The following is a 26,364-nucleotide window of genomic DNA, read 5'->3' on the forward strand; positions in this document are numbered from 1 at the left end:
GAATAATTATGGCGAAAGAATTCGGTCGCCCGCAGCGCGTCTCCCAGGAACTGCAGAAAGAGATCGCGATTATTTTACAGCGTGAGATCAAAGATCCGCGTCTGGGCATGATGGTCACGGTTTCCGGCGTGGAAGTTTCCCGCGACCTGGCCTATGCAAAAGTGTTCGTTACCTTTTTAAACGATAAAGACGAAGACGCCATCAAAGGCGGCCTGCGCGCGCTGGGCGACGCTTCCGGCTATATCCGCTCCCTGCTGGGCAAAGCGATGCGCCTGCGTATCGTGCCTGAACTGACCTTCTTCTACGACAACTCGCTGGTTGAAGGGATGCGCATGTCTAACCTTGTCACTAACGTGGTTCGCAACGACGCCGAGCGCCGTGGCCCTGCGGAAGACGACAAGGAGGAGTAATGAGTCGTCCTCGTCGTCGCGGACGCGATATTCACGGTGTCCTGCTGCTGGACAAGCCCGGCGGCCTGTCGTCTAACGACGCGCTGCAAAAAGTTAAGCGGCTGTTTAACGCCAACCGCGCGGGCCATACGGGCGCGCTCGATCCGCTGGCGACCGGTATGCTGCCAATATGCCTGGGCGAAGCGACGAAGTTTTCCCGCTATCTGCTCGATTCCGACAAGCGCTATCGCGTGATCGCGCGGTTAGGCCAGCGTACCGATACTTCGGATGCGGACGGTCAGATCATCAGCGAACGACCGGTGAACTTCACGCAGGCGCAGCTTGACGCCGCGCTGGATAGCTTTCGTGGCGAAACGCAGCAGGTGCCGTCAATGTATTCGGCGCTCAAGTATCAGGGGCGCAAGCTCTATGAATATGCGCGTGAAGGCATTGAAGTCCCGCGTGAAGCACGCAGCATTACCGTTTACGAACTAAAATTTATTCGCCTTGAAGGCGACGAGCTGGAGCTGGAAATCCACTGCTCGAAAGGCACCTACATCCGCACCATTACGGACGATTTAGGCGAAATGCTGGGCTGCGGTGCGCACGTGATTTTCCTGCGTCGTTTGCAGGTCGCGACCTATCCGATCGACGCAATGGTCACGCTGGAGCAGCTGCAGGCGCTTAGCGAAGAGGCCGCGCGTAACGAGCGTCCGGCGGCAGAGCTGCTCGACCCGTTGCTGATGCCGATGGACAGCCCGGCGGCGGCTTATCCTGAGGTAAACCTGCCTGTCAGCGCGGCGGCTTACTTCAAACAGGGCATGCCGGTGCAGGCGGCGAACGTGCCGGACTCGGGGCTGGTGCGCGTCACGGAAGGCGAGGCGCGTCAGTTTATCGGCATGGCGGAAGTGGCGGAAGATGGCCGCGTTGCGCCGCGTCGACTGGTAGTAGAATATTCCGATGCATCATTTGCGAAAGCCTCAGGCTCAGAGTAGAATGGCGCGGCTTTACATTGGGTGGCTGAATTAGAGATCGGCGCCTGTACATTTATCTTAAAATTTGGAGTAGTAAAATGTCTCTAAGTGCAGAAAACAAAGCGCAGATCGTTGCTGATTACGGCCGTGATGCTAACGACAGTGGTTCTACCGAAGTTCAGGTTGCTCTGCTGACCGCTCAGATTAACCATCTGCAGGGTCACTTCTCTGAGCACAAAAAAGACCACCACAGCCGTCGCGGTCTGCTGCGCATGGTTTCACAGCGTCGTAAGCTGCTGGATTACCTGAAGCGTAAAGACGTTGCACGTTACACCAGCCTGATCGAGCGTCTGGGTCTGCGTCGCTAAGTCTTACAGTCTGCTCTCCTCGCTTTCGTCGTCCGACGAAGGAAAAGGGGGAAAAAGGCAGATTTGTGCGAGTTTCGCTAAAAAGGGGCCTTTATGGCCCCTTTTTTCAGTCGGGCGGCAGCAATCCAGGCCAAACTATTGTATTGTTGCTGAGTGTGATCTTCAGTTGCAGAGATTCGCGCGGCTAATGAGAGGCTTTGTCCCATAAGGGATTAGGGTTGTCATTAGTCGCGAGGATGCAATGAAGATTTAAGAGTCACGGCAGGAGAAAGCTCTTGCCAGGAACGTTAAGGACATTATTTTGCTGAATCCGATCGTAAAAAAATTCCAGTATGGTCAGCATACCGTCACGCTTGAAACCGGTATGATGGCTCGTCAGGCCACCGCTGCCGTTATGGTCAGCATGGACGACACCGCTGTATTTGTAACCGTAGTTGGCCAGAAAAAAGCCAAGCCGGGTCAGGACTTTTTCCCTCTGACCATCAACTATCAGGAGCGTACCTACGCTGCTGGTCGTATCCCGGGCAGCTTCTTCCGTCGTGAAGGCCGTCCAAGCGAAGGCGAAACGCTGATTGCGCGTCTGATTGACCGCCCGCTTCGTCCGCTGTTCCCGGAAGGTTTTGTTAACGAAGTCCAGGTGATTGCCACCGTGGTTTCCGTTAACCCACAGGTTAACCCTGATATCGTAGCGATGATCGGCGCTTCTGCCGCGCTGAGCCTGTCCGGTATTCCTTTCAACGGCCCAATCGGCTCTGCCCGCGTGGGTTACATCAACGACCAGTACGTGCTGAACCCAACCACCGACGAGCTGAAAGAAAGCAAGCTGGATCTGGTTGTTGCTGGTACCGAAGGTGCCGTGCTGATGGTGGAATCCGAAGCGGAACTGCTGAGCGAAGATCAGATGCTGGGCGCCGTGGTATTTGGCCACGAGCAGCAGCAGGTTGTTATCGAAAACATTAAGGCACTGGTTGCCGAAGCGGGCAAACCTCGCTGGGAATGGCAGCCGGAAGCGGTTAACGAAGCGCTGAACAGCCGCATCGCCGCGCTGGCCGAATCCCGTCTGAGCGACGCTTACCGCATCACCGAAAAACAGGAGCGTTACGCTCAGGTTGACGTGATCAAATCTGAAACCACAGCGGCGCTGCTGGCGGAAGACGCAAGCCTGGACGAAGGCGAAATCAGCGATATCCTGCACGGTCTGGAAAAGAACGTGGTGCGTAGCCGCATTCTGCGTGGTGAGCCGCGTATCGACGGTCGTGAAAAAGATATGATCCGTGGTCTGGACGTGCGCACCGGCGTGCTGCCGCGTACTCACGGCTCCGCGCTGTTTACCCGTGGCGAAACTCAGGCGCTGGTAACGGCGACGCTGGGCACCGCGCGTGACGCACAGAACCTGGACGAGTTGATGGGTGAACGCACCGACAACTTCCTGTTCCACTACAACTTCCCTCCGTACTCCGTGGGTGAAACCGGTATGGTTGGCTCGCCTAAGCGTCGTGAAATTGGTCACGGTCGTCTGGCGAAGCGCGGCGTGCTGGCCGTAATGCCGAAAGGCGACGCGTTCCCGTACACCGTACGTGTAGTGTCAGAAATCACCGAATCCAACGGTTCATCGTCTATGGCTTCCGTATGCGGCGCTTCACTGGCGCTGATGGACGCGGGCGTGCCGATCAAAGCGGCCGTAGCCGGTATCGCGATGGGTCTGGTTAAAGACAACGATAACTTTGTTGTGCTGTCAGATATCCTGGGCGATGAAGATCACCTGGGCGACATGGACTTCAAAGTAGCCGGTAGCCGTGAAGGCATCACCGCGCTGCAGATGGACATCAAAATCGAAGGCATCACCCGCGAAATCATGCAGGTGGCGCTGAACCAGGCTAAAGGCGCGCGTCTGCATATCCTGGGCGTAATGGAACAGGCTATCAGCACGCCACGCGGCGATATCTCGCAGTTTGCTCCGCGCATCCATACCATCAAGATCAGCCCGGACAAGATCAAAGACGTGATCGGTAAAGGCGGTTCTGTTATTCGTGCGCTGACCGAAGAGACCGGCACCACCATCGAAATCGAAGATGACGGTACCGTGAAAATCGCTGCGACCGACGGTGACAAAGCGAAGTTCGCTATCCGCCGTATCGAAGAGATCACGGCAGAAATCGAAGTGGGCCGCATTTACAACGGTAAAGTGACCCGCATCGTCGACTTCGGCGCCTTCGTCGCTATCGGCGGCGGTAAAGAAGGTCTGGTGCACATTTCTCAAATCGCCGACAAGCGCGTTGAGAAAGTCACTGACTATCTGCAGATGGGCCAGGAAGTCCCGGTGAAAGTTCTGGAAGTTGATCGTCAGGGCCGCGTGCGCCTGAGCATCAAGGAAGCGGCCGAGCCGGAAGCGGCTGCGGCGCCTGCGCCAGAAGCTTCAGCAGAATAAGCAGCACACTAAGCTCTTCGCGGCGACGCGAAGAGCTGTTCCATCGCGAGGACAGGACGACACCTTGTGCACGGCAGGCGGATGAAAGGATGATCATCCCATTGTTTGTATTTGGGAGTGGTGAATGAAGCCTTTTTTGCGCTGGTGTTTCGTTGCGACAGCTTTAACGCTGGCAGGATGCAGCAACCCGGATTGGCGTAACAACGAGGTTTTGGCTGTTCCGCTACAGCCTACGTTGCAGCAGGAAGTGATCCTGGCGCGCATGGAACAAATACTTGCCAGTCGGGCATTAACCGATGATGAACGCGCACAGCTGTTATATGAGCGCGGAGTGTTGTATGATAGTTTAGGTTTGAGAGCACTGGCGCGAAATGATTTTTCACAAGCGCTGTCTGTCAGACCGGATATGCCGGAAGTATTCAATTACTTAGGCATATATCTGACGCAGGCAGGCAATTTTGATGCTGCCTACGAAGCGTTTGATTCTGTACTTGAGCTTGATCCAACTTACAATTACGCGCGTTTAAATCGCGGAATCGCACTCTACTACGGTGGAAGATTTAAACTAGCGCAAGATGATCTGCTGGCGTTTTATCAAGACGATCCTAACGATCCTTTCCGCAGCCTGTGGCTCTATCTCGATGAACGTGAGATGAGCGCCGACAAGGCAGAAGTGGCGCTGAAGCAGCGTTACGATAAGGCGGACAGAGACCAATGGGGATGGAATATTGTCGAGTTCTACCTGGGCCGTATCAGCGAAAAAACGCTGATGGAGAGGCTCAAGGCGGACGCAACGGATAACACCTCGCTCGCTGAACATCTCAGTGAAACCAACTTCTATTTAGGTAAGCACTACCTAAGTCTGGGGGAGAAGGACAACGCAGAAGCGTTGTTCAAGCTGACGGTTGCCAACAACGTCCATAACTTTGTTGAGCACCGATATGCATTGTTGGAGCTGGCGCTACTCGGCCAGACACAAGACGATTTATCAGAATCTGACCAGCAATAGCTGACGAACTTTTTTTGCCTGATTTTTGAAATGTCATCATCTTCACGGGTGAGGGCTTTCTTGTTCGTCGAAACCACTAATTTGAGCCGGTTCACACTTTTTGATGAAAATGACTGAATGTTTTCACGACGAGTTATGTAGACTGGCCGCCGCAATCTAAGAGGCACGTGTACTACATGACTGAAATTGAAACCACTTTTGCTGACCTGGGTCTGAACGAATCCATCCTCGAATCACTTAACGGCATGGGCTATGTTAAGCCATCTCCGATCCAGGCAGAGTGTATCCCACATCTGCTGGCGGGCCGTGACGTATTGGGTATGGCACAGACCGGTAGCGGCAAAACCGCAGCGTTCTCGCTGCCACTGCTACACAACATTGACAGCAACCTGAAAGCGCCACAAATCCTGGTGCTGGCACCAACTCGTGAGTTGGCGGTTCAGGTTGCGGAAGCCGTAACTGAATTCTCTAAACACATGCGCGGTCTTAACGTAGTGGCCCTTTACGGCGGCCAGCGTTACGACGTACAGCTGCGTGCGCTGCGCCAGGGTCCACAGGTTGTTGTGGGTACGCCTGGTCGTCTGCTGGACCACCTGAAACGCGGCACGTTAGACCTTTCTAACCTGCGCGGCCTGGTGCTGGACGAAGCCGATGAAATGCTGCGTATGGGCTTCATCGAAGACGTTGAAACGATTATGGCGCAGATCCCGGCCGATCATCAGACCGCGCTGTTCTCTGCCACCATGCCAGAAGCGATTCGTCGTATCACCAAACGCTTCATGAAAGATCCACAGGAAGTGCGTATTCAGTCAAGCCTGACCACGCGTCCTGATATCAGCCAGAGCTACTGGACCGCTTACGGTCGTAAGACCGACGCGCTGGTACGCTTCCTGGAGTCGGAAGATTTTGATGCGGCGATTATCTTCGTGCGCACCAAAAACGCCACGCTGGAAGTGGCCGAAGCGCTGGAGCGCAGCGGTTATAACAGTGCGGCCCTGAACGGCGATATGAATCAGGCGCTGCGTGAGCAGACCCTGGAGCGTCTGAAAGACGGCCGTCTGGATATTCTGATCGCTACCGACGTAGCGGCACGTGGTCTGGACGTTGAGCGTATCAGCCTGGTTGTGAACTACGACATCCCAATGGATGCCGAATCTTACGTTCACCGTATCGGCCGTACCGGTCGTGCAGGTCGTGCCGGCCGTGCGCTGCTGTTCGTTGAGAACCGCGAGCGTCGTCTGCTGCGTAACATCGAACGCACCATGAAGCTGACTATTCCTGAAGTAGAGCTGCCAAACGCAGAGCTGCTGGGTCAGCGTCGTCTGGCCAAGTTTGCCGCTAAAGTTCAGCAGCAGCTGGAAAGCAGCGATCTGGAACAGTACCGTGCGCTGCTGAGCAAAATGCAGCCTGCGGAAGAAGAGCTGGATATCGAAACGCTGGCTGCCGCGCTGCTGAAAATGGCGCAGGGCGAACGTCCGCTGATCGTACCGGCAGATCCGGCTCCACGTCCGCGTCGTGAGTTCAAAGAGCGTGACGATCGTCGCGGCGACCGTCCGGACCGTGGTCCTCGCGAAGCCCGTGATGGCGATCGTCCACGTCGTGAACGTCGTGACGTTGGCGATATGGAAGTTTACCGTATCGAAGTGGGTCGTGATGACGGCGTTGAAGTTCGTCATATCGTTGGCGCTATCGCTAACGAAGGCGATATCAGCAGCCGCTACATCGGCAACATCAAGCTGTTTGGTACGCACTCAACTATCGAACTGCCAAAAGGCATGCCGGGCGACATTCTGTCTCATTTCACCCGCACGCGTATTCTGAACAAGCCGATGAATATGCAGCTGATTGGTGATGCGCAGCCTCGCAGCAACGATCGTGGCGGTGAGCGTCGCGGTAGCGGTGCGCCAGGTCGCGGCGGTTTCGGCGGCGCGCGTAGCGAAGGCGGACGTAGCGAAGGCGGTCGTCGTTTCAGCAACGAGCGCAGCGGTAGCGGCGAGCGTCGTCCGGGCGGCTTCAGCCGTGACGGTCGTGCACCACGTCGTGAAGACGGCGCAGCGCCGACTCGTCGTCGTGATGCCTAATCACTGCTAGCCAGTCTGATGCCGGTCACTGAAAAGTGACCGGCATTTTTTTTGCCTTTAAGAAAGCGAATAGTTGCAGCGGGGCGAGTACGTCAGGCGGGAATCGTTTTAACAGCGGGCGAGGGAATGGCTTCCCCCGCCATTTTTGTTACAGCGAGCGGTAGGCTTCCATGGCCAGCGCAAACGAGCGCAGCCGCGCCTCTTTATCAAAAATCTGGCCGTTTACCATGATTTCATCCGCCTGGGTTTCCCGCATCAGTGCAGACAGGCCGTGACGCACTTTATCCAGATCGCCGACAATCGACATGCTTAACGCCTGCTGCACGCCATACTGCTCGGAAGGCGACCACAGGTTATCCATATTTTCCACCGGCGCAGGCAGCGGGCCCGGCTGACCGCGACGCAGATTGACGAACTGCTGCTGCATGGAGGTAAACAGGAAACGGGCATCGCCCTCGCTGTCGGCGGCGACCACGTTAACGCAAACCATCGCGTGCGGCTGCGCCAGGCGAGCCGAAGGCTTAAAGTTTTCGCGATAAAGGTGAAGCGCCTGGAACAGCATCTCGGGCGCAAAATGCGAGGCGAAAGCGAACGGCAGGCCCAGCTTCGCCGCGAGTTGGGCGCTGTAAAGGCTGGAGCCAAGCAGCCAGACGGGGATTTTCAGGCCCAGGCCCGGCACCGGCTGAACGGCAGGCGCCTCGCCCTGTTCAGCGTCGAACCAGCCGACTATCTCCGCCACGTCGGCCGGGAAGTTATCCACGTGACCGCCCATATGCCGACGCAGCGCCATCATGGTGCGCTGATCGGAGCCGGGCGCGCGTCCCAGGCCTAAATCAATGCGTCCCGGATAGAGAGATTCCAGCGTACCGAACTGCTCGGCAATCACCAGCGGCGCGTGGTTTGGCAGCATCACGCCGCCGGAGCCGAGCCGTAGCGTGCTGGTATTAGCGGCAAGATAGCCGATCAGCACCGACGTCGCCGCGCTGGCGATGCCGGTCATATTGTGGTGTTCAGCCAGCCAGTAGCGGTTGAAACCCAGTTGTTCCGCCTGCTGCGCCATCGCCAGCGAGGTATGAAAAGCGTCACGCGCGGTCGCGCCCTGAGGGATCGGGGCCAGATCGAGCACGGACAGAGAGGCAGTTTTTTTATCAGACATAATCGCTCACTTTATTTCCAGGCTACGCGCCTGCGCAAATACACAGCCTAAGCGATCTTCAGGGAAGCGGATTGGCAATTTGCAGCACTTTACGCGAGCCCGGGACGTGAAGAAAGATAAGTGTGCCTCTACCGCGCTAAACGAAATGGCGGCTGGCCGACGGCGCGTTACTCCACCAGCGTCAGACCGGCCATTTGCCGCCAGTAGCCGTTGCAGTGCTGCTGGTCAATCAGCGTTAACGGCGCATGGCCCGTTTCATTAGCGTGAAAGGCATTTATCACTTCCAGCGTGTCGGTTCCCTGCGGTGAGAAACGGACAATGTCCACCAATCCCTGCATGGAAACCAGATCGTTCCCCAAATTATAGCAGTAGCCGCTCATGGTCTGGATACCGTTCAGCACAAACACCTGCTGATCTTCCTGAGAGCGCACCGCTCTGCCGTGAGGGTAGTTAATACAACAGGTCTGGCAATCGTCTTTGCTGCGATCTTCGGCGCGGGCGGTAAAGCAGCGGGCGGAGAGCGCCAGCGGCAGATAGCCGTACCCCAGCACCTCTACGTCGAACCGGCCGCGGATCCCCAGCTCTTCGCACTGGGCTAACAGCGCGCAGAGCCAGTCGCGCGAAAGCTCGACCGGCATACACCAGCGCACCATACCCAGCTTATGCAGCAGGCGCAGCGTCATGGCGTTATAACAGTTCAGCGCATGACCGGCGACAAAAGGCAGGCCCGCTTCCGCGGCCATATGCACCGTGCCCATATCGTTGGCTTCAATCAGAAATTCGCCGTTATCGACATAGCGCTTCAGCTCGGTCAGCTCGGAAGGCGACTCAACCAGCGCCAGCGTGCTTAGCGCAACCTGCTTGCCCGCGCCGACCAGTTCTTTTGCCAGCGCCATCCAGTCGGCAAATTTAACGGCGCGGCGTTTGCTGCACACCGCCTCGCCCAGATAGATAATGTCCGCCTGGCTGGCGGCGGCGGCCTGGTAGAAAGCGTACAGATTTTCTTTCGGCCAGTACCAAAGCACCGGCCCTAACGCATACTTCATGATTTTTCCTACTGCCATTGACGATGATAAGCACCCAGCGTGGTTTGCGTCCCTTCGCTCAGGGCGCTGAGCGCGGCCATCCAGTGCTGCTGCACGGCAAAATTCTGCGGATCGGCCTTGCAGCGATCGATAGCCTGTCGCCAGATTTGCGTCACCTGCTGCACATAGGCCGGGCTGCGCTGACGGCCTTCGATTTTCACCGAGGCGATATTCATGCCCAGCAGCGTGGGAAGCAGCTCAAGCGTGTTCAGGCTGGTCGGCTCCTCCAGCGTGTGGTAAGCCGTCTGCTCCACCTTATAACGGCCTTTACACAGGGTAGGGTAGCCGGCGTTTTCCTGAGCGCCGTAGCGGTCAATCAGCACGTTATTCAGGCGGGATTCCAGCCCGTCTGGCGTTTGCTGCCAGCGAACAAAACGGGCGGGCGAGCAGGCGCCTACGGTATTAGGCGACTCGCCGGTCAGCCAGGAAGAGAGGTAGCAGCGACCTTCGGCCATAATGCACAGGCTGCCGAAAGCGAACACTTCCAGCGGCACGGGCGACGTGCGGGCAAGCTGGCGAACCTGATGCACGGAAAGCACGCGCGGCAGCACTACGCGCGCAACGTCAAAATGGCGCTGATAGAATTTTATCGCTTCGCTGTTGGTGGCCGAAGCCTGCACGGAAACGTGTCGCTCGATGTGAGGATAGCGGCTTGCTGCGTATTCCAGCATGGCGATATCGGCCAGGATCAGTGCGTCCACGCCCGCGTCGGCCGCGCTGTCTATGGCGTTTTCCCAGCGGGCATAGCCGGATGGATGGGCGAAAGTATTAATCGCAACATGCAGTTTGCGTCTATGCTGATGAACGTAGCGAGCGGCCTCTTCCAGCCGTTTTGCCGTGAAGTTAAGGCCGGCGAAATGACGGGCGTTGGTATCATCTTTCAGCCCAACGTAGACAGCATCTGCGCCGCTGGCGATGGCCGCCTTCAGGGCCGGTAGATTGCCGGCAGGACAAAGCAGTTCCATATAAGATCCCGTAAGCAAGAGAACAAAGAAGTTTACGCTTCTCCACCGTGCCATTTTTTGATGCAGGGCAGTGAAAAGCGTAACGATCGCCATAATTTTTATGACGAAGCCGGCAAGGTTTGCGCACTTTGTTGATCCATCTGCCTTACAGGATCCTGCAATATGGCAAAATAGCTGAAATTTTATCTGAAGGAGTGATAATGGTGCTTAACCCGTTACGCGCGCAGCTGGTTCGCAAAGGCCCGCAGTGGCTGCGTCTGCCGCTACAATTTGCCCCCTTTGCCGCTAAAAAACATTTTTTGCAGCAGCTGCTGAGCTGGCAATTTCACTATGCACTGGCGGAAGGTGAGTTAAACTTTTTGCAGGGGCACTGGTTAGGTGTTGAAATCCGCGATCTGGGGCTGAGTTGGGCAACCACCGTTGAGCAGGGCGCGTTACGGGTGGCCGATCGGGCCGAGGCGGATGTGTGGTTTCGCGGCGACGTCAACGACCTGCTGCTGGTGGCGGCGCGTCGGCGCGATCCGGATACGCTATTTTTTCAGCGTCGGCTGGTGATTGAAGGCGATACCGAGCTGGGGCTGGAAGTCAAAAATCTGATGGATGCTATCGAGCTTGAGACTATGCCGAAGCCGCTGCGAATCGGATTGATGCAGCTGGCTGATTTTATTGAGGCAGGACTGACTGAGGACGCGGCTGCGACAGCAGATCGCGCAGGTGTAACATGTTAATTCGTACGGAAATCGGCGTCGATGCGGCCAGCATAGACAGTTTGTTGCGCCGCAGCTTTCCCACCTCCGCAGAGGCGGAGCTGGTACAGCAGCTGCGTGAAGATGGCTTACTGACGCTGGGCATTGTGGCGACCGATGATGAAGGACAGGTGCTGGGCTATGCAGCCTTCAGCCCGGTCACCCTGAATGGCGAAGACAAGCAGTGGGTAGGCCTGGCGCCGCTGGTGGTGGATGAAAGCGTACGCGACCAGCCGTTAGACAAGCAGCTGATTTACGAGGGGCTGGATACGCTTAACGAGTTCGGCTACGCCGCCGTAGTGGTGGTGGGCGATCCCGACTATTACGGGCGCTACGGTTTTGAACCGGCCGCCCGCCATCAGCTACGCTGCCGCTGGCAGGGCGGTGAAGCCGCTTTCCAGGTCTACAAGCTGGCGGATGATGCTTTTAGCGGCGTGGAAGGCCAGATCGATTTCGCGGCGCCGTTTAACCGCCAGTAAGATCGGTCAGCCAGGCTTCAAGTGAAACAGGCTGGTGCGTCACCAGCCTGATTTTTTCCTGCCGTTTCAGCTGCTTTATCCGGTATTCCAGCCTGGAGGCGCTGGCGCGGTCGCCCGCTTCGCAGTGAAACAGCAGCGTCAGCGGCCCTTTGCCGCGCAGCGCCTTCGCGCCCGTGCCCGCCTGATGCTGCTTAAAGCGTCGCGGCACATCATTAGTAATGCCGGTATAGAGCGCGCCGCCTGCTGTCTGCACGATATAAAGGTGCCATGGCGCTGTTGCCTGTGTTGCCATCCGTTATTGCCCGTCGCCAGTCGTGGCCGAAAGTTTATCAGCTCGCGCACGGCGCGAAAGGTTTTTTGCGTAGTTTTCAGGGAGTCATCATGTCCGAACCAGAGCCGTTACAGGCCATCACCCGCTATTTACAAAAGCAGCATGTGCTGTCGGTGTGCGGCGGTAGCCCCGTCTGGTGCGCCAACTGTTTTTATGTCTTTGATGCAGAGAACGTTGCGTTCTGGCTGATGACGGAGGAGAAAACGCGTCACGGCAGCCAGTTTGTCCGCGATCCGCAGGTTGCAGGCACGATTAACGGCCAGCCGAAGTCGGTGATGTTAATCAAAGGCGTGCAGTATACGGGGCAGGTCAGCCTGTTGACGGGGGCGGCAGAAGAGAAAGCACGTAGGGCCTATATCAAACGATTTCCGGTCGCGGCGGCAGCTTCAGCGCCCCTTTGGGAAATTGCCGTCAGCGAGCTGAAAATGGTGGATAACGCGTTGGGATTTGGCAAAAAGCTGAGCTGGCGGCGGGAATAAAAGAACGGCCAGGCGAACCTGGCCGCTACTCTCAAACGGTTTCGAGAATGCGCAGCGATTCACGGTTGAACGCAGGCAGATCGTCCGGCGTACGGCTGGTGACCAGCTTGTCGTTGTCCACCACCACTTCTTTGTCGTAGAAGTCGGCACCGGCATTTTTCAGATCGATAGCGATAGCCTTCACCGAGGTCATTTTGCGGCCTCGCGTGGCGTTGGCGCTAATCAGCAGCTGTGGGCCGTGGCAGATAGCGAAGATCGGCTTACCGGCATCCACAAAGGCTTTGGTGAAGTTTACAAAGCGATCGTCGCCGCGCAGGCTATCCGGCGAATGACCGCCCGGCAGCAGCAGCGCGTCGAAGTCGTCCACGTTTACATGGTCGATATCTTTATCGATCTTCACCTGGGCTTTACCCTGCTTGCCGGTGACGGTGACGCCCGCTTTTTTATCAATAGTCACAACCTGGTGGCCAGCTTTGGTATAGGCTTCGGCTGGCGAAGTAAATTCGGAGTCTTCGAATTCATCAGTGATCAGGACAGCAATCTTCTTGCTCATCTTTTCCTCCGGTTATTATTGTGAAGTCAGTTAAGCCTGGTTGAAAACACTGAAAAATCAAGCCGCGTCGAAGTAATGCGCTGCATGTTACTGATTACAGGGGGGAGTTAGCTGCCGCTAACCGCTTTGGGAGGCGAAGGCTACACTCAGTAAAAAGGAGAAACGGATGAGAGTACTGATTACCGGTGCGACCGGCCTGGTGGGACAACATCTTCTGCGCCTGCTGATTGACGATCCGCGCGTCAGCGAGATCGTGGCGCCAACAAGACGTAAGCTGCCGGAGATGAACAAGGTAACTAACCTGGTGGAGGCCGATCTCACCGACGTGCTGGGCCCGCTGCAAACGCCGCTGGATATTGTCTTTTGCTGTCTGGGCACCACGCGGCGCGAGGCGGGCAGCAAGGCGGCCTTTATCCACGTCGACTATGCGCTGGTGGTGGATACGGCCATTGCCGGTCAGCGGCTCGGCGCCAAACATCTGCTGGTGGTCAGCGCGCATGGCGCAAATATGCATTCGCCTTTCTTCTACAATCGGGTGAAGGGCGAGATGGAGAACGCGCTGCAAAAGCAGGGCTGGCCGCGCCTGACCTTAATCCGGCCGTCGCTGCTGCTGGGCGAAAGAGAAAACAGCCGCGCGGGCGAGTCGCTGATGGCGCCGCTGTTTCGTCTGCTGCCGGGCAACTGGCGCGCCGTTGCCGCCAGAGACGTCGCCGCCGTGATGCTGCGCGAAGCTTTTGCGCCAGCACGGCAGGAGGTCACCGTCATCGAGTCGTCAGCGATCCCGCACGCGCGGTAAGCGCGACCGAAACGGCATAGTAATGTGACCGCTGCGTCAGCGATCTGCAAACACTGTGAGTAGCTGCTCCGCATGGAGCGGTCAGTTCGATATTTACAGCGTCCCGCCCGCGTCGGTAAATAAGATTTAGCCGTGCCGGGAAAGGCGAACGGGATAAGCAAGCCGCGCCGTCCTTAGCGCAGATAGTGGATAACCTGATTGCTGCTGCCTCGCCAGCGCAGCGCCGGATCGCGCAGCGCCTCAATAAATTTACCGTCCACCAGCACGTCGAGCAGCTCTACCACACGGCGCTGCTCTGCGCTCAGCTCCGCCAGACAGTAGCCCGTCCACAGCCAGATATCTTTTCCCGCACAGTCGCGACGCACCCGTTGTACCAGCCGGTAAATATCGGCCACGTTAGCCGGATGCAGCGGATCGCCGCCCGACAGCGACAGACCCTGGCGCGGGATGCGCGTATCGTTCAGATCGGCAATCAGCTGCTCTTCCATTTGCACGGTAAAGGGATAGCCGGAATAGAGCCGCCAGGTGCTTTTGTTATAGCAGCCGACGCACTGGTGCTCGCAGCCGGCCACGAACAGCGTGCAGCGCGTACCCGGCCCGTTAACGATATCGACCGGGTAATATTGATGAATATTCACCCCAGCTGGCCTGCGGCCAGATGCTTAACGCGGCGCTTCACTTCCTCCTGCTTGCCGGCGTTGAACGGCCGCGCGTCCGGGCTGCCCAGATAGCCGCAGACGCGCCGGGTGACGGAAACGCGTTCAGGATCGTGGTTGCCGCATTTGGGGCAGGTAAAGCCCTTGCTGGTGCAGTCAAACTCTCCGGTAAAGCCGCACTCGTAGCATTCGTCGATCGGGGTATTGGTGCCGTAATAGGGCACGCGGCTGTAGCTGTAGTCCCAGACATCCTCCAGCGCCTTCAGGTTATGCTGGATATTGGGATATTCGCCGTAACAGATAAAACCGCCGTTGGCGAGCGGCGGATAGGCCGCTTCGAAATCGATTTTGTCGTAGGGGTTAACCTTCTTCTCGACGTCAAGATGAAAGCTGTTGGTGTAGTAGCCTTTGTCGGTCACGCCTTTGACGATGCCGAACTGCGCGCGATCCAGACGGCAGAAGCGGTCGCACAGGTTCTCGCTTGGCGTGCTGTAAAGGCTGAAGCCGTAGCCGGTTTCCTCTTTCCAGGCCTCGACCGTTTCGCGCAGGCGGCTGACGATAGCCAGCGCCTTGCGCCGCAGCTCCGCATCATCGTAAAGATGGGTTTTGCCGCCGCTCAGGGCGTTAATGGTTTCATGAATGCCGATATAGCCCAGCGAGATCGAAGCGCGTCCGTGTCTGAAAATTTCCGCCACGTTATCGTCTGCCTTCAGCCGCACGCCGCAGGCGCCTTCCATATAGAGGATCGGTGCCACGCGCGCTTTGACGTTTTCCAGCCTGGCGATACGGGTCATCAGCGCTTTTTTCGCCAGCCGCAGACGGCTGTCCAGCAGATCCCAAAAGCGAGCTTCATCACCTGCCGCCTCCAGCGCGATGCGCGGCAGATTCAGGCTAATCACGCCGATATTATTCCGTCCTTCATGCACCTGCTCGCCGTTCTTTTCCCATACGCCCAGGAAGCTGCGGCAGCCCATCGGCGTTTTAAACGAGCCGGTCACTTTCACCACCTGCTCATAATTAAGGATATCGGGATACATGCGCTTGCTGGCGCACTCCAGCGCCAGCTGTTTGATATCGTAATTGGCGTCGCCCGGCGAGCGGTTCAGCCCCTCTTTGATGGCGAAGACCAGCTTGGGGAACACCGCCGTTTTATGGTTTTTCCCCAGCCCGGCAATGCGGTTGCGCAGAATGGACTGCTGCACCAGCCGCGCCGCCCAGCTGGTGCCAAGGCCGAAGCCAAAGGTCACAAAAGGCGTCTGGCCGTTGGCGGTATGCAGCGTATTCACCTCATACTCCAGCGACTGGAAGGCGTCGAAGCACTCCTTCTCCGTGCAGCTCTGCGCGTAGGCTTCCACATCGGCAATTTGCCATTTACGCGCCGCCTGCCGATGTTTTTCCCGGCTTGCCTCGACAAAAGGCGCCAGCACCTCGTCAATCCGGTTAATAGTGGTGCCGCCATAAATATGGCTGGCGACCTGAGCGATAATCTGCGCGGTCACGGCGGTAGCGGTCGAGATCGATTTAGGCGGCTCTATCTCGGCGTTGCCCATCTTAAAGCCCTGGGTCAGCATGCCTTTAAGATCGATCAGCATGCAGTTGAACATCGGGAAGAAGGGCGAGTAGTCCAGGTCGTGATAGTGAATTTCGCCGCGCTCGTGAGCCAACACCACGTCGCGCGGCAGGATATGCTGGGTGGCATAGTGTTTGGCTACGATACCGGCCAGCAGATCGCGCTGCGTGGGGATCACTTTACTGTCTTTATTGGCGTTTTCGTTCAGCAGCGCCGGGTTGCTTTGCTCGACCAGCCCACGGATCTCCTTATTCAGCTTGCCGCGCAGCTCGCGGGCAATATCGCGGTCGTGACGATATTCTATATAGGTTCGGGCCAGCGCGGGATAGGGGCCGGCCATCAGCGCGTTTTCAACGGCGTTCTGAATAACATGGATATCCACTTCTTCCTGCGTCAGCTGCCGACAGATGTGTTCGGTCACCTGCGCGCAGTAATCATCATCATGAATAGCCGCCGCGCTGGCCGCGCCTTTTATCGCCTCCAGAATGCGTGCTTGCTCAAAAGGCGCGCGGCAGCCGTCCCGTTTAATCACTAATGAAGCCATAGCGTATCCCTGTTTCAATATCTACATATAGGTATAGCGTGGCATGATAGTATCTATATGTTGTGCTTTCCTGCGATTTAACCGCCTGGTTTTTGATTTGGAACAAAGATCGCAAAAGGGTGACGCAATGTCAGACACTTAAGCCGCTGGCCATTTTTCCGAACGCGCAAAAATCGTTCTGTGCAGGATGAAGGCAGCGTGATTAATCGATTTTCGCACGTTCAGCGCCTTTCCGGAGTTGCAATCACCCGCCCGGACTTCATATTATTGCCTGTTACGCAAAGCGGTTATCTGCTCAGGCCATTCCGGGATACAGACTGATGTCTTCTGTAACGTACAACGAAAAACAGGTGAGCCGCTGGCTGGGCGCGCGCACCGTGGCCAGAGCAAAAGAGCTGGTGGATAAAGCGCAGCACCTGCAATGGCAGAACAATCTGTTGACCGGCGAGGTGCCCGGCAGAAAAATCGAACCTTTCCAGGTTATGGTGCATTTCAGCCGGCCACAGGGCAAACTGCACGCCAGCGGCGAATGCACCTGTCCGGTTAAAAACAACTGTCGTCATGCCGCTGCGGTCATGCTGGCCTGGCTGCAACGTCAGCCCGTCAACAAGGCCGCTTCCGCGCCCGCGCTGGTGACTGCCGAGCCGCAGCCCATGCTACGGCTGGAATCGCGCGCGAAATTTATTAGCGGTTTTGGCCGTTACGGACATCGACAGAAACGGCTCGATTTTGCCGCGGTGCATTTTGACTACGCCGGCATTCTTGTGCCAGCTGGCAGCAGCGGCGAAGACTTTCCCGATCGTCACGGCAGGCTTTTCCGCGTCAGCCGCCGGATGGAGCAGGAGCAGCGCTGGCTAAGCGAGCTTAACGCTGCCGGGCTGCAGACCATTCCTTCTGGCCATATCTATACGCCGCATTCAGCGCCGCTGCCGCCTGCTATTTTCGCCCCGGACATGCCCGAACAGTGGCGCGATGTTATCCATCATGTGCTTCCCGACCTGCGCAAGCGCGGCTGGCAAACCAGCGTGGACGATGATTTTACCTGGAACATTACGGAAATTGCGGCCATCGATGGCCGCGCCGTGCAGCAGCAGGATGGCTGGTATGCGCTGGAGATAGAGGCCAACACCGGTGCGTATAAGGTGAATATGCGGCCGCTGCTGGCGGGGCTGTTCCGTCAGGATCGCCGCTGGCTGTCGAGCGACCTCTCGGTGATAGCCGATGACGAGACGGTAGAGCTGCGCAGCGAGCGTAACGAACGACTGCATATTGGCGCCGGTCGCCTGAAAACGCTGGTGGGCAGCCTGGCCGATCTGCTGGCGCAGGATGAAGCCGCACCGCTGCGTATCGCGCCTTACGAGGCCGGCAGGCTGACGGCGCTAAGCGAAACGGGCCGCTGGCAGTTTAACGGCGACAACGGCGTCCTGCAGCTGGCGGAGAGCCTGAGGGCGGGCAAAGGGATCCAGCCCGTTGCGCCGCCTGCCGGTCTTGAGGCCCGGCTGCGCGACTATCAGCTCCAGGGCATCAGCTGGATGCAGTTCCTGCGCGCCAATAATCTGTCCGGCGTGCTGGCCGACGATATGGGGCTGGGAAAAACCATTCAGACGCTGGCGCACCTGCTGCTGGAGAAAGAAGCGGGCAGGCTGGATCGTCCGGCGCTGATCGTGGTGCCGACCACGCTGGTGTATAACTGGATGCAGGAAGCCAGCCGCTTTGCGCCGACGTTAAAAATGCTGGCGCTGACCGGGCCGCAGCGAAAATCCTTTTACGATCGCATTGAGCACTATGACGTGGTGCTGACCACCTATTCGCTGCTGTGGCGCGATCAGCCGCAGCTGCTGGGCCACAGCTATCATCTGCTGATCCTGGACGAGGCGCAGTACGTGAAAAACAGCGCGTCGCGGGCCGCCTCGGTGATCCGCACGTTAAAGTCGCGCTACCGGCTTTGCCTGACCGGCACGCCGCTGGAAAACCACCTGGGTGAACTTTGGTCGCAGTTTGATTTCCTGCTGCCCGGTTTTCTGGGCAGCGAAAAAGCTTTTACCCAGGAGTGGCGTATTCCCATTGAGCGCGACGGCGATCGGGTCAGGCGCGAGCTGCTGGCTAAGCGCGTGCGGCCTTTTATGCTGCGTCGTCGCAAGCAGGAAGTGGCGAAAGAGCTGCCGCCGAAGAACACCATTGTGCGTTCGGTAGAGCTGGAAGGCGCGCAGCGCGAGCTTTACGAAAAAGTACGCGGCGCAATGCAGGATCGCGTAAAGCTGGCGGTAGAGCAGCAGGGCGCGGGACGCAGCCATCTGCTGGTGCTGGATGCGCTGCTGAAGCTACGGCAGATCTGCTGCGATCCACGGCTGATCGACAGCGACAAAACGACCAGAGTTAAACAGTCGGCCAAGCTGGCGCTGCTGCGGGAGATGCTCAGCGATCTGCTGGCGGAAGATCGCCGTATCCTGATCTTCTCTCAGTTCACCACCATGCTGTCGCTGATTGCGGAAGAGTTACAGAAGGCGCGTATTCCCTACGTGATCCTGACCGGCAGCACGCGCGATCGCAGCGAGCCGGTACGCCGCTTCCAGAACGGCGAAGTCCCGGTGTTTTTAATCAGCCTGAAGGCGGGCGGCGTGGGCCTGAACCTGACGGCGGCCGATACGGTGATCCATTACGATCCCTGGTGGAATCCGGCGGCGGAGAATCAGGCTACGGATCGCGCCTATCGTCTGGGCCAGGACAAGCCGGTATTTGTCTATAAGCTGATCGCCGCAGGCAGTATTGAAGAAAAGATCGTTGCGCTACAGCAGCGTAAAGCGGAGCTGGCCGAAGGGATTTTGGAAAACGACCTGAGCGAAACAACAAGTTTTACCAGCGAAGACCTGACCGCGCTGTTCGCGCCGCTGTAAATGCGGCATCTGCTAACGTCAGCCGTGACACCTGAACGTGGCGTTACGGCTGTGGTCGCCGCGCCTGATAACATCAGCCGTGACACCTGAACGTGGCGTTACGGTTGTGGTCGCCGCGCCTGATAACGTCAGCCGTGCCTGATCTGAACGTGGCGTTACGTTTGTAGATGCCATGTCCGATAACGTCAGCCATGACTGTGCCGAACGCGGCGCTACGTATGTAGTCGCCGCAGCCTGCTTGCCACCGAAGCGGTTTACGCCTTGTTGGCGCCGCCGTCCCAGCGCTTCTGATACCACCAGACCGCTTCCCACGGACGCAGCATCACCTCACCAGGGGTAACATGCGTATCAGGATAGTTACTGATTAGCACATCCCAGTGACCGCTGTAGGCCGGCGGGTGCCAGACCTGCGTTTCGCCGCTGAAGTTAGCAGCCACCACCAGCACCTCTTTCTCGAAGCGGCGGCAGTAGCACCACAGATAAGCGTGATCCGGCAGCAGATCGAGGTAATCGCCCCAGGTCAGGATCGGATAGGCTTTCCTGAGTTGGATCAGCTTCTGATAGGCGTAAAACACCGAGTTTTCATCAGCCAGCGCCGCTTCTGCGTTTATCGTTTCCATATTGTCACACATGCCGATCCACGGCGTGCCGCTGGTGAAGCCGCCGTTTTCTCCCGCGTGCCACGGGATCGGCGTTCTGCCGTTGTCGCGCGATTTGCTGGCGAGGATCTCCAGCAGGTTATCGCTGTCGCGTCCCTGCGAGCGCAGTTCGGCGTACATGTTGTGGCTTTCGATATCGCGATAGTCCAGGATGCGGGTGAAATGCGGGTTGGTCATACCCAGCTCTTCGCCCTGGAAAATATAAGGCGTGCCCTGCATCCCGTGCAGCACCAGCGCCAGCATCTTCGCCGACTGAACGCGATATTGCCCCTCGTCGCCCCAGCGCGAAACCACGCGCGGCTGGTCATGATTACACCAGAACAGCGCGTTCCAGGCCTTGTTATGCATGCCATGCTGCCAGTGGGTGAAGATAGCCTTCTGCGCCACCAGATCCAGCGGCGTCAGCGTCCATTTCTGGCCGTTAAAGAAATCGACCTCGACGTGATCGAAGCTGAACACCATCGACAGCTCTTCGCCCTCCAGCGAACCGTACTGCTGGCAGTGCTCCAGCGTGGCGGAAGACATTTCGCCTACCGTCATCAATTCACGCGGACGGAACACGTCGCGGCTCATTTCGCGCATATATTCGTGGATGCGCGGCCCGTCGGTATAGAACCGCAGCCCGTCGCCGTTGGGATCGTTGGGAAAATCCTGGTCCTTGGAAACCAGGTTCACCACGTCCAGCCGCAGCCCGTCGATGCCGCGATCGGCCCAGAAATTAACGATCTGCTTCAGCTCGGCGCGCAGATTATCGTTTTCCCAGTTGAGATCGGCCTGTTCCGGCGCCCACAGGTGCATATAGTACTGGTTGCTCTCCGGGTGCCAGCGCCAGGCATGGCCGCCAAACTTCGACTGCCAGTTGTTTGGCGGCTCGGCCGGCGTGCCGTCGCGCCAGATGTAGTAGGAGCGATAGGGGCTTTCGGGATCCAGCGCTTCGTGAAACCAGTGGTGCTGGGTGGAGCTGTGGTTAAACACCATATCCAGGATCAGCCGCATCCCGCGCCGGTGGGTTTCTTCCACCAGGTTATCGAAGTCGTTAAGCGTGCCAAATAACGGATCGATGGCGGTGTAGTTCGCCACGTCGTAGCCGTTGTCTACCTGCGGCGAGATATAAAACGGCGTCAGCCAGATGGCGTCCACGCCCAGCTTTTTCAGGTAGTCCAGATGTTGGATCACGCCGGCCAGATCGCCCGTTCCGCTGCCGGTAGTGTCCTGGAAACTCTTGGGATAAATTTGATAGATAACGCCGTTCTGCCACCACGGTGGATTTTTAGTCATTGCTCAATCCCGATATAAAAGGTCCGTTTGCGCTGTTATCGCCTTTTTGTTCTTTCCTAAGGTTAGCTATTAACTGGCAAGTGGAGATACGGGCGCAGTGAAAATTTTTTAGGCGAGGCCGAAAGGCGCACAAAGAGAGAATAAAAACTGACGGCCGGGGAAAACTTTCCTCTCCCGACGGGAGAGGAGAAGGCTTTAGCGACGTACGGCGATCGCTTCGATCTCGATTTTGACATCTTTTGGCAGGCGGGCCACTTCTACGCAGGAGCGTGCCGGGAAGCTGGCCTGGTGCTCGGTAAAGAAAGCTTCATAGGCCGCGTTCACGGTAGCAAAATCGTTAAGATCCTTCACGAATACCGTGGTTTTAACGATGTCGCCTACCTTCAGGCCCGCCGCTTCCACGATGGCCTTGACGTTCTCCAACGACTGACGAGCCTGCGCGGCAACGTCTTCTGCCACGCTGCCGGTTTTAGGATCGACCGGGATCTGGCCAGAAGTGATGATCATGCTGCCCAGATCGACGCCCTGCACGTAGGGGCCGATAGCCGCCGGTGCGTTTTCGGTGCTGATTTCGCGAGACATAATTTCTCCATATTAAATGAGGCCGGTAAAAGCCCGGATCCGCCCCATTATAAGCCGCCCGAAACTGATTACCAGTTCGCCATGACCACGTGACGCGCGAACTCTTTCTCGCAGTATTTGCACTTTAACTGCACGTTATCGTTACGTTTTTTCACCGCAAAGCTGGAGTTGACCGGCTCGCTGCGGCTGATGCAGTTGCTGTTGGGGCAGATCAGCACGCGTTCGATGGTGTCCGGCAGCGTCGGCGAAATTTTGCCGACCACGTCGTAGTTATCGATGCGGTTCACCGTGGCATGCGGCGCGTAAACCGCCAGCTGGTTGATTTGATCATCCGTCAGAAACGTGTTTTCAATTTTGATCAGATCTTTGCGGCCCATCTCGCCGGAGGGCAGGTTCAGGCCGATGGTGATGCGCTGATCGGTTTCCGTCAGGCGAAACAGCGACAGCAGCTTAAAACCAATCTGCGCCGGGATATGATCGATTACCGTGCCGCGCTTAATTGCTTCAACCTGTAATTTATTATCTTGTGTCATCGTCAGTTCCTCTTACAGAGCCAGTTCGCTGTTCAACACCAGCGCCAGCAGCGCCTGGCGGGCAAAAATACCGTTGCCCGCCTGTTGGAAATACCAGGCGTGCGGCGTGGCATCGACATCCGTCGTAATCTCATCAATACGCGGCAGCGGGTGCAGCACCTTCATGGTTTCGCGCGCGCCGACCAGGTCGGAAGCCCGCAGCACGAACTGCGCTTTGACGTTGGCGTACTCTGACGGATCCAGACGCTCTTTCTGCACGCGCGTCATATACAGAATATCCACCTGCGGCACCACTTCCTCAATGCTGTCGTGGCGGCTCCACGCAATGCCTTTCTCATCCAGCATATCGGTGATATAGGCGGGCATCGCCAGCGCGTCGGGTGCGATAAACAAAAAGCGATTGCCTTCGAACTTCGCCAGCGCCTGCGTCAGTGAATGCACGGTGCGGCCATATTTCAGGTCGCCGACCATGGCGACATTCAGATTGCTCAGGCGGCCCTGAGTTTCCTGAATAGTAAAGAGATCCAGCAGCGTTTGCGTTGGATGCTGGTTAGCGCCGTCGCCCGCGTTGAGGATCGGTACGCCGCCGGAAAACTCCGTGCCCAGACGCGCCGCGCCTTCCTGCGGATGCCGCATGACAATGGCATCCACGTAGGTGCTGATAACGGAAAGCGTATCCGCCAGCGTTTCGCCTTTTTTACCCAGCGAGGTATTGCTGCCGTCGGCAAACCCCACCACGGACGCGCCCAGACGATGCATGGCGCTTTCAAACGACAGGCGCGTGCGGGTAGAGGCCTCGAAAAAGCAGCTGGCGATAACCTTATGCTTCAGCAGCTCCGGCTGCGGCTTCGCCTTCAGGCTGGCGGCGGTACGCAGCACCAGCTCCAGCTCTTCACGACTGAGATCGTTAATTGAAATGATATGTTTATGATACAGCGGGTTAGCCATGTTCATTCTCCTCTACGCGTGCCGATAAGCGGAAAAACGGGCAAAAAAAAGCCCCTCAATGAGGGGCTTTTTCTACAGATCGGGAAGGAGGAAAAACGGCACTGCCGGCCTGCATTCAGGCGCGTCATTTTTACTCTGTCAGCAGTGGTCAGTTTCATGCATCCTCCAGACAAACGGGGGGCATTATACGCATTCGGTCAGCGGCGGCAAGCAAAAGTAATCGATTGCCTGGCGCTGATTCAGGGTAGCCGGGCCAGCGTGGCCACCATCACCGCCTTGATAGTATGCAGCCGGTTTTCCGCCTGGTCGAACACCACGCTGTGCCTGGATTCAAACACCTCATTGGTGACTTCCATGCCGCCGTGCAGATCGTATTGCTCAGCCATCTGCCGGCCCAGCGTGGTTTGATCGTCGTGAAAAGCGGGCAGGCAATGCAGGAATTTCACCTCTGGATTGCCGGTAAGCGCCAGCATCGCGCTGTTGACCTGGTAATCCCGCAGCAGGGCGATACGCTCTTCCCACACCGCTTTCGGTTCGCCCATCGACACCCAGACGTCAGTATAGATAAAATCCGCACCGTTCACGCCTTCGGCAATATCTTCCGTCAGGGTGATTTTTCCGCCGCTTGCCTGCGCGGCCTGGCGGCACTCGCTTACCAGCGCTTCGTCCGGCCAGCAGCCTTTCGGCGCGACCAGGCGCAGATCCAGGCCCGTCAGCGCGGCGGCCTCCATCATGCTATTACCCATATTATTACGCGCGTCGCCCACGTAGGCGAAAACCATCCCGCTGAAGGGTTTTTCCGGCAGATGTTCTTCCATAGTCAGCAAATCCGCCAGCAGCTGCGTCGGGTGGAACTCGTCGGTCAGGCCGTTCCACACCGGCACGCCCGCATGTTCCGCCAGCGATTCCACCAGCGACTGCCCGTGACCGCGATACTGAATGCCGTCATACATGCGTCCCAGCACGCGCGCGGTATCCTTCATTGATTCTTTATGGCCGATCTGGCTGCCGCTTGGGCCAAGATAAGTGACGTTGGCGCCCTGATCGTAAGCGGCAACTTCGAAAGAGCATCGGGTACGGGTCGAGTCTTTTTCGAAGATGAGCGCGATGTTTTTGCCTTTCAGGTGCTGCACTTCCTCGCCATTTTTCTTATCGGTTTTAAGCCGTGCGGCCAGCGCGAGTAAAGCGGTAATTTCAGCCTGCGTAAAATCAAGCAGCCTGAGAAAGTGGCGTTGATATAACTGACTCATAAAGCGCTCCAGAGGATATTTAATGAATTTAAATTCAACTTAACTGTATTAATATGCATTTTCAACCCTGGCGTGCAGAAACTTTTGTATAAAGGTAGTGGCGCAGAGGACAGTGTGGGAAAATACTTAACAGATATGCCACACACAGAGGAACGGATCATGGCAAATGAAGCATTGCTGGAAGAGCAGCGTGAAGAGACGCGGCTGATTATTGAAGAGCTGTTGGATGATGGCAGCGACCCGGATGCGCTCTACACCATCGAACACCACCTCTCCTGCGACAGCTTCGACGCGCTGGAAAAGGCGGCGGTTGATGCGTTTAAGCTGGGCTACGAAGTTACCGAGCCGGAAGAACTGGAGCTGGAGGACGGCACGAAAGTGATGTGCTGCGATATTCTGAGCGAAGGCGCGTTGAATGCCGAACTGATCGACGCCCAGGTCGAACAGCTGATCGATCTGGCCGCGAAGTACAACGTGGACTACGACGGCTGGGGCACCTACTTTGAGGATCCGGACGCCGAGGACGAAGACGAAGGCGACGACGACGACCTTATCGACGAAGAAGACAACGGCACGCGTCACTGATGCCCGTGGGCGGACGCCGTTCCGCCCGTTTGCGCCGGTCTGCTCCCCGCAGAGCGGCGCAATGTTTTTAACCTGATTTTTACGGATTGTTTGCCCGCATGATCACCGAAGACCTCCTTGCTCCCGTTCACGCTTTTCTGCACTGCCGCACGCCGCAAAAGTGGATCGACGAAGCCCGCAAGCCGGAAAACCTGCCGCTGCTGCTCACCGACCATCTTGTTTGCGAGCTGAAGGCCGCCCAGACCGCCATGTGGCTGATCCGCAAATACGTGGCGGATAAAGAGAGCGGCGACGCGCTGCTGGCCTGGCTGAAACCGTGGGAGCAGTTTGTGCACAGCGAAAACGCGGATTTAGCCTTTCTGGAACAGCATAAAGGGCTGTCGAAAACGATTATCAGCCGTACGGATGTGCCCTACGGTGATACGCTGGTAGACAAAATGGTGCTGCTGATTAAAGAAGAGCTGCATCATTTTTATCAGGTACTGGAAATTATGCAGGCGCGCGCCATTCCCTACGTCAAAATTACCGCCAGTCGCTATGCCAAAGGGTTGCTGCGAGAGGTGACCACGCACGAGCCGCAGACGCTGGTGGACAAGCTGATTTGCGGCGCCTATATCGAAGCGCGCTCCTGCGAACGCTTTGCCAGCCTGGCGCCTTATCTGGATAAGGAGCTGGCCGCGTTCTATCTTTCGCTGCTGCGTTCGGAAGCGCGCCATTATCAGGACTATCTGGCGCTGGCCGCCGAGATATCAGCCACGGATATTACTTCCCGCGTGCGTAAAATAGGCGAAACGGAAGCAAAGCTAATTAGCGAACCGGATAGCGAGCTGCGTTTTCACAGCGGGCTGCCTGCCTGGTGATAATATTGACAGCTTTATTCTGGCGTTATTATTTCAGGAAGCCGTTTATTAGCGTTGCCACCTTTAATAAATAATATTAATGGCGCTAATGGTTTAAAGGGAATAATAACGCCTACGCGTAACCTGTTTTTTTTCAATCTCCCCTCTTTTTTATTTTGCGGCGCGC

General features: G+C 57.2%; 26 protein-coding genes. 14 read left to right on the forward strand and 12 right to left on the reverse strand.

Features of this window, described 5'->3' with window-relative positions; genetic code table 11:
• The first annotated feature begins 8 nt into the window (after window positions 1–8).
• From rbfA to AB6T85_RS19130, 7 genes are all read left to right on the forward strand, one after another.
• Window positions 9–410 carry a 30S ribosome-binding factor RbfA gene (gene rbfA / locus AB6T85_RS19100; RefSeq protein WP_125287116.1) on the forward strand — a complete coding sequence of 134 codons (402 nt, stop codon included), beginning with the start codon at window positions 9–11 and terminating at the stop codon, window positions 408–410.
• Window positions 410–1,384 carry a tRNA pseudouridine(55) synthase TruB gene (gene truB / locus AB6T85_RS19105; RefSeq protein ID WP_253457926.1) on the forward strand — a complete coding sequence of 325 codons (975 nt, stop codon included), beginning with the start codon at window positions 410–412 and terminating at the stop codon, window positions 1,382–1,384. The genes rbfA and truB overlap by 1 nt, the downstream gene beginning before the upstream one ends.
• 77 nt (window positions 1,385–1,461) lie before the next feature.
• Window positions 1,462–1,731, forward strand: coding sequence for a 30S ribosomal protein S15 (gene rpsO / locus AB6T85_RS19110; protein ID WP_125287118.1), 270 nt, complete (start codon window positions 1,462–1,464; stop codon window positions 1,729–1,731).
• A 301-nt stretch (window positions 1,732–2,032) separates the two neighbouring features.
• Window positions 2,033–4,159 (forward strand): polyribonucleotide nucleotidyltransferase, encoded by a 2,127-nt coding sequence (gene pnp / locus AB6T85_RS19115; RefSeq protein WP_253457929.1) that lies wholly within the window; start codon window positions 2,033–2,035, stop codon window positions 4,157–4,159.
• A 124-nt stretch (window positions 4,160–4,283) separates the two neighbouring features.
• Window positions 4,284–5,168 carry a lipoprotein NlpI gene (gene nlpI / locus AB6T85_RS19120; RefSeq protein ID WP_253457932.1) on the forward strand — a complete coding sequence of 295 codons (885 nt, stop codon included), beginning with the start codon at window positions 4,284–4,286 and terminating at the stop codon, window positions 5,166–5,168.
• Between the two features lie 103 nt (window positions 5,169–5,271).
• Entirely contained in the window at window positions 5,272–5,328 is a 57-nt protein-coding gene (yrbN, locus tag AB6T85_RS19125) for a protein YrbN (protein WP_106382000.1), read from the forward strand.
• A gap of 16 nt (window positions 5,329–5,344) precedes the next feature.
• The gene (locus AB6T85_RS19130) at window positions 5,345–7,249 is read left to right on the forward strand and encodes a DEAD/DEAH family ATP-dependent RNA helicase (RefSeq protein WP_253457935.1); all 1,905 of its coding nucleotides are present in this window, start codon (window positions 5,345–5,347) and stop codon (window positions 7,247–7,249) included.
• 148 nt (window positions 7,250–7,397) lie between these two features.
• Here the strand turns inward: AB6T85_RS19130 and AB6T85_RS19135 are convergent, their stop codons facing one another.
• The 3 genes from AB6T85_RS19135 to ubiU all read right to left on the reverse strand — a co-directional run bounded on the left by AB6T85_RS19135 (window position 7,398) and on the right by ubiU (window position 10,455).
• On the reverse strand, window positions 7,398–8,405 hold the full coding sequence (locus AB6T85_RS19135) for a luciferase-like monooxygenase (protein ID WP_369896370.1): 1,008 nt from the start codon (window positions 8,403–8,405) through the stop codon (window positions 7,398–7,400).
• 167 nt (window positions 8,406–8,572) lie between these two features.
• Window positions 8,573–9,451, reverse strand: a complete 879-nt coding sequence (locus tag AB6T85_RS19140) for a U32 family peptidase (protein ID WP_369896371.1) — start codon at window positions 9,449–9,451, stop codon at window positions 8,573–8,575.
• Between the two features lie 8 nt (window positions 9,452–9,459).
• A complete protein-coding gene (ubiU, locus tag AB6T85_RS19145) occupies window positions 9,460–10,455 on the reverse strand; it encodes a ubiquinone anaerobic biosynthesis protein UbiU (protein ID WP_253457943.1) in 996 nt (331 codons plus the stop codon).
• 200 nt (window positions 10,456–10,655) lie between these two features.
• Between ubiU and ubiT the strand changes: the two genes are divergently transcribed.
• Both ubiT and AB6T85_RS19155 read left to right on the forward strand, forming a co-directional pair.
• Window positions 10,656–11,183, forward strand: coding sequence for a ubiquinone anaerobic biosynthesis accessory factor UbiT (gene ubiT / locus AB6T85_RS19150; RefSeq protein WP_301250714.1), 528 nt, complete (start codon window positions 10,656–10,658; stop codon window positions 11,181–11,183).
• The gene (locus AB6T85_RS19155) at window positions 11,177–11,680 is read left to right on the forward strand and encodes a GNAT family N-acetyltransferase (RefSeq protein ID WP_253457949.1); all 504 of its coding nucleotides are present in this window, start codon (window positions 11,177–11,179) and stop codon (window positions 11,678–11,680) included. Before ubiT ends, AB6T85_RS19155 begins: the two co-directional genes overlap by 7 nt.
• On the opposite strand, the gene AB6T85_RS19160 is transcribed toward AB6T85_RS19155, so the two are convergent.
• Window positions 11,667–11,972: a GIY-YIG nuclease family protein gene (locus AB6T85_RS19160; RefSeq protein ID WP_253457952.1), complete on the reverse strand. Its 306-nt coding sequence runs from the start codon at window positions 11,970–11,972 to the stop codon at window positions 11,667–11,669. The genes AB6T85_RS19155 and AB6T85_RS19160 overlap by 14 nt on opposite strands.
• A gap of 89 nt (window positions 11,973–12,061) precedes the next feature.
• Here AB6T85_RS19160 and AB6T85_RS19165 point away from each other — a divergent pair, with 89 nt between their 5' ends.
• Entirely contained in the window at window positions 12,062–12,490 is a 429-nt protein-coding gene (locus AB6T85_RS19165; RefSeq protein ID WP_253457955.1) for a YhbP family protein, read from the forward strand.
• 31 nt (window positions 12,491–12,521) lie between these two features.
• On the opposite strand, the gene AB6T85_RS19170 is transcribed toward AB6T85_RS19165, so the two are convergent.
• Entirely contained in the window at window positions 12,522–13,043 is a 522-nt protein-coding gene (locus tag AB6T85_RS19170; protein WP_125287129.1) for a type 1 glutamine amidotransferase domain-containing protein, read from the reverse strand.
• Window positions 13,044–13,209: 166 nt separating this feature from the next.
• Between AB6T85_RS19170 and AB6T85_RS19175 the strand changes: the two genes are divergently transcribed.
• On the forward strand, window positions 13,210–13,839 hold the full coding sequence (locus AB6T85_RS19175) for an NAD(P)H-binding protein (RefSeq protein ID WP_301729959.1): 630 nt from the start codon (window positions 13,210–13,212) through the stop codon (window positions 13,837–13,839).
• 173 nt (window positions 13,840–14,012) lie between these two features.
• Here the strand turns inward: AB6T85_RS19175 and nrdG are convergent, their stop codons facing one another.
• Both nrdG and nrdD read right to left on the reverse strand, forming a co-directional pair.
• Window positions 14,013–14,477, reverse strand: a complete 465-nt coding sequence (gene nrdG, locus AB6T85_RS19180; RefSeq protein WP_253457959.1) for an anaerobic ribonucleoside-triphosphate reductase-activating protein — start codon at window positions 14,475–14,477, stop codon at window positions 14,013–14,015.
• Window positions 14,474–16,609: an anaerobic ribonucleoside-triphosphate reductase gene (nrdD, locus tag AB6T85_RS19185; protein ID WP_369896374.1), complete on the reverse strand. Its 2,136-nt coding sequence runs from the start codon at window positions 16,607–16,609 to the stop codon at window positions 14,474–14,476. Before nrdD ends, nrdG begins: the two co-directional genes overlap by 4 nt.
• A 320-nt stretch (window positions 16,610–16,929) precedes the next feature.
• On the opposite strand from nrdD, the gene AB6T85_RS19190 reads away from it, so the two are divergent.
• Window positions 16,930–19,503 (forward strand): DEAD/DEAH box helicase, encoded by a 2,574-nt coding sequence (locus tag AB6T85_RS19190; protein WP_369896375.1) that lies wholly within the window; start codon window positions 16,930–16,932, stop codon window positions 19,501–19,503.
• Window positions 19,504–19,757: 254 nt separating this feature from the next.
• Here the strand turns inward: AB6T85_RS19190 and treC are convergent, their stop codons facing one another.
• From treC to argF, 5 genes are all read right to left on the reverse strand, one after another.
• Entirely contained in the window at window positions 19,758–21,440 is a 1,683-nt protein-coding gene (gene treC / locus AB6T85_RS19195; RefSeq protein WP_253457968.1) for an alpha,alpha-phosphotrehalase, read from the reverse strand.
• A 195-nt stretch (window positions 21,441–21,635) separates the two neighbouring features.
• Window positions 21,636–22,022: a 2-iminobutanoate/2-iminopropanoate deaminase gene (ridA, locus tag AB6T85_RS19200; RefSeq protein ID WP_253457971.1), complete on the reverse strand. Its 387-nt coding sequence runs from the start codon at window positions 22,020–22,022 to the stop codon at window positions 21,636–21,638.
• Window positions 22,023–22,090: 68 nt separating this feature from the next.
• Window positions 22,091–22,555 carry an aspartate carbamoyltransferase regulatory subunit gene (pyrI, locus tag AB6T85_RS19205; RefSeq protein ID WP_125287136.1) on the reverse strand — a complete coding sequence of 155 codons (465 nt, stop codon included), beginning with the start codon at window positions 22,553–22,555 and terminating at the stop codon, window positions 22,091–22,093.
• Between the two features lie 12 nt (window positions 22,556–22,567).
• Window positions 22,568–23,503, reverse strand: coding sequence for an aspartate carbamoyltransferase (gene pyrB / locus AB6T85_RS19210; RefSeq protein WP_253457974.1), 936 nt, complete (start codon window positions 23,501–23,503; stop codon window positions 22,568–22,570).
• 239 nt (window positions 23,504–23,742) lie between these two features.
• Window positions 23,743–24,753, reverse strand: a complete 1,011-nt coding sequence (gene argF, locus AB6T85_RS19215) for an ornithine carbamoyltransferase (protein WP_369896377.1) — start codon at window positions 24,751–24,753, stop codon at window positions 23,743–23,745.
• A 159-nt stretch (window positions 24,754–24,912) separates the two neighbouring features.
• Between argF and rraB the strand changes: the two genes are divergently transcribed.
• The gene (gene rraB / locus AB6T85_RS19220) at window positions 24,913–25,338 is read left to right on the forward strand and encodes a ribonuclease E inhibitor RraB (protein ID WP_253457981.1); all 426 of its coding nucleotides are present in this window, start codon (window positions 24,913–24,915) and stop codon (window positions 25,336–25,338) included.
• Window positions 25,339–25,436: 98 nt separating this feature from the next.
• The gene (gene miaE / locus AB6T85_RS19225; RefSeq protein ID WP_253457984.1) at window positions 25,437–26,198 is read left to right on the forward strand and encodes a tRNA isopentenyl-2-thiomethyl-A-37 hydroxylase MiaE; all 762 of its coding nucleotides are present in this window, start codon (window positions 25,437–25,439) and stop codon (window positions 26,196–26,198) included.
• The last annotated feature ends 166 nt before the right edge of the window (window positions 26,199–26,364 follow it).

The sequence above is a fragment of the Erwinia aeris genome (assembly GCF_041224955.1).
GTDB lineage: Bacteria > Pseudomonadota > Gammaproteobacteria > Enterobacterales > Enterobacteriaceae > Erwinia > Erwinia aeris.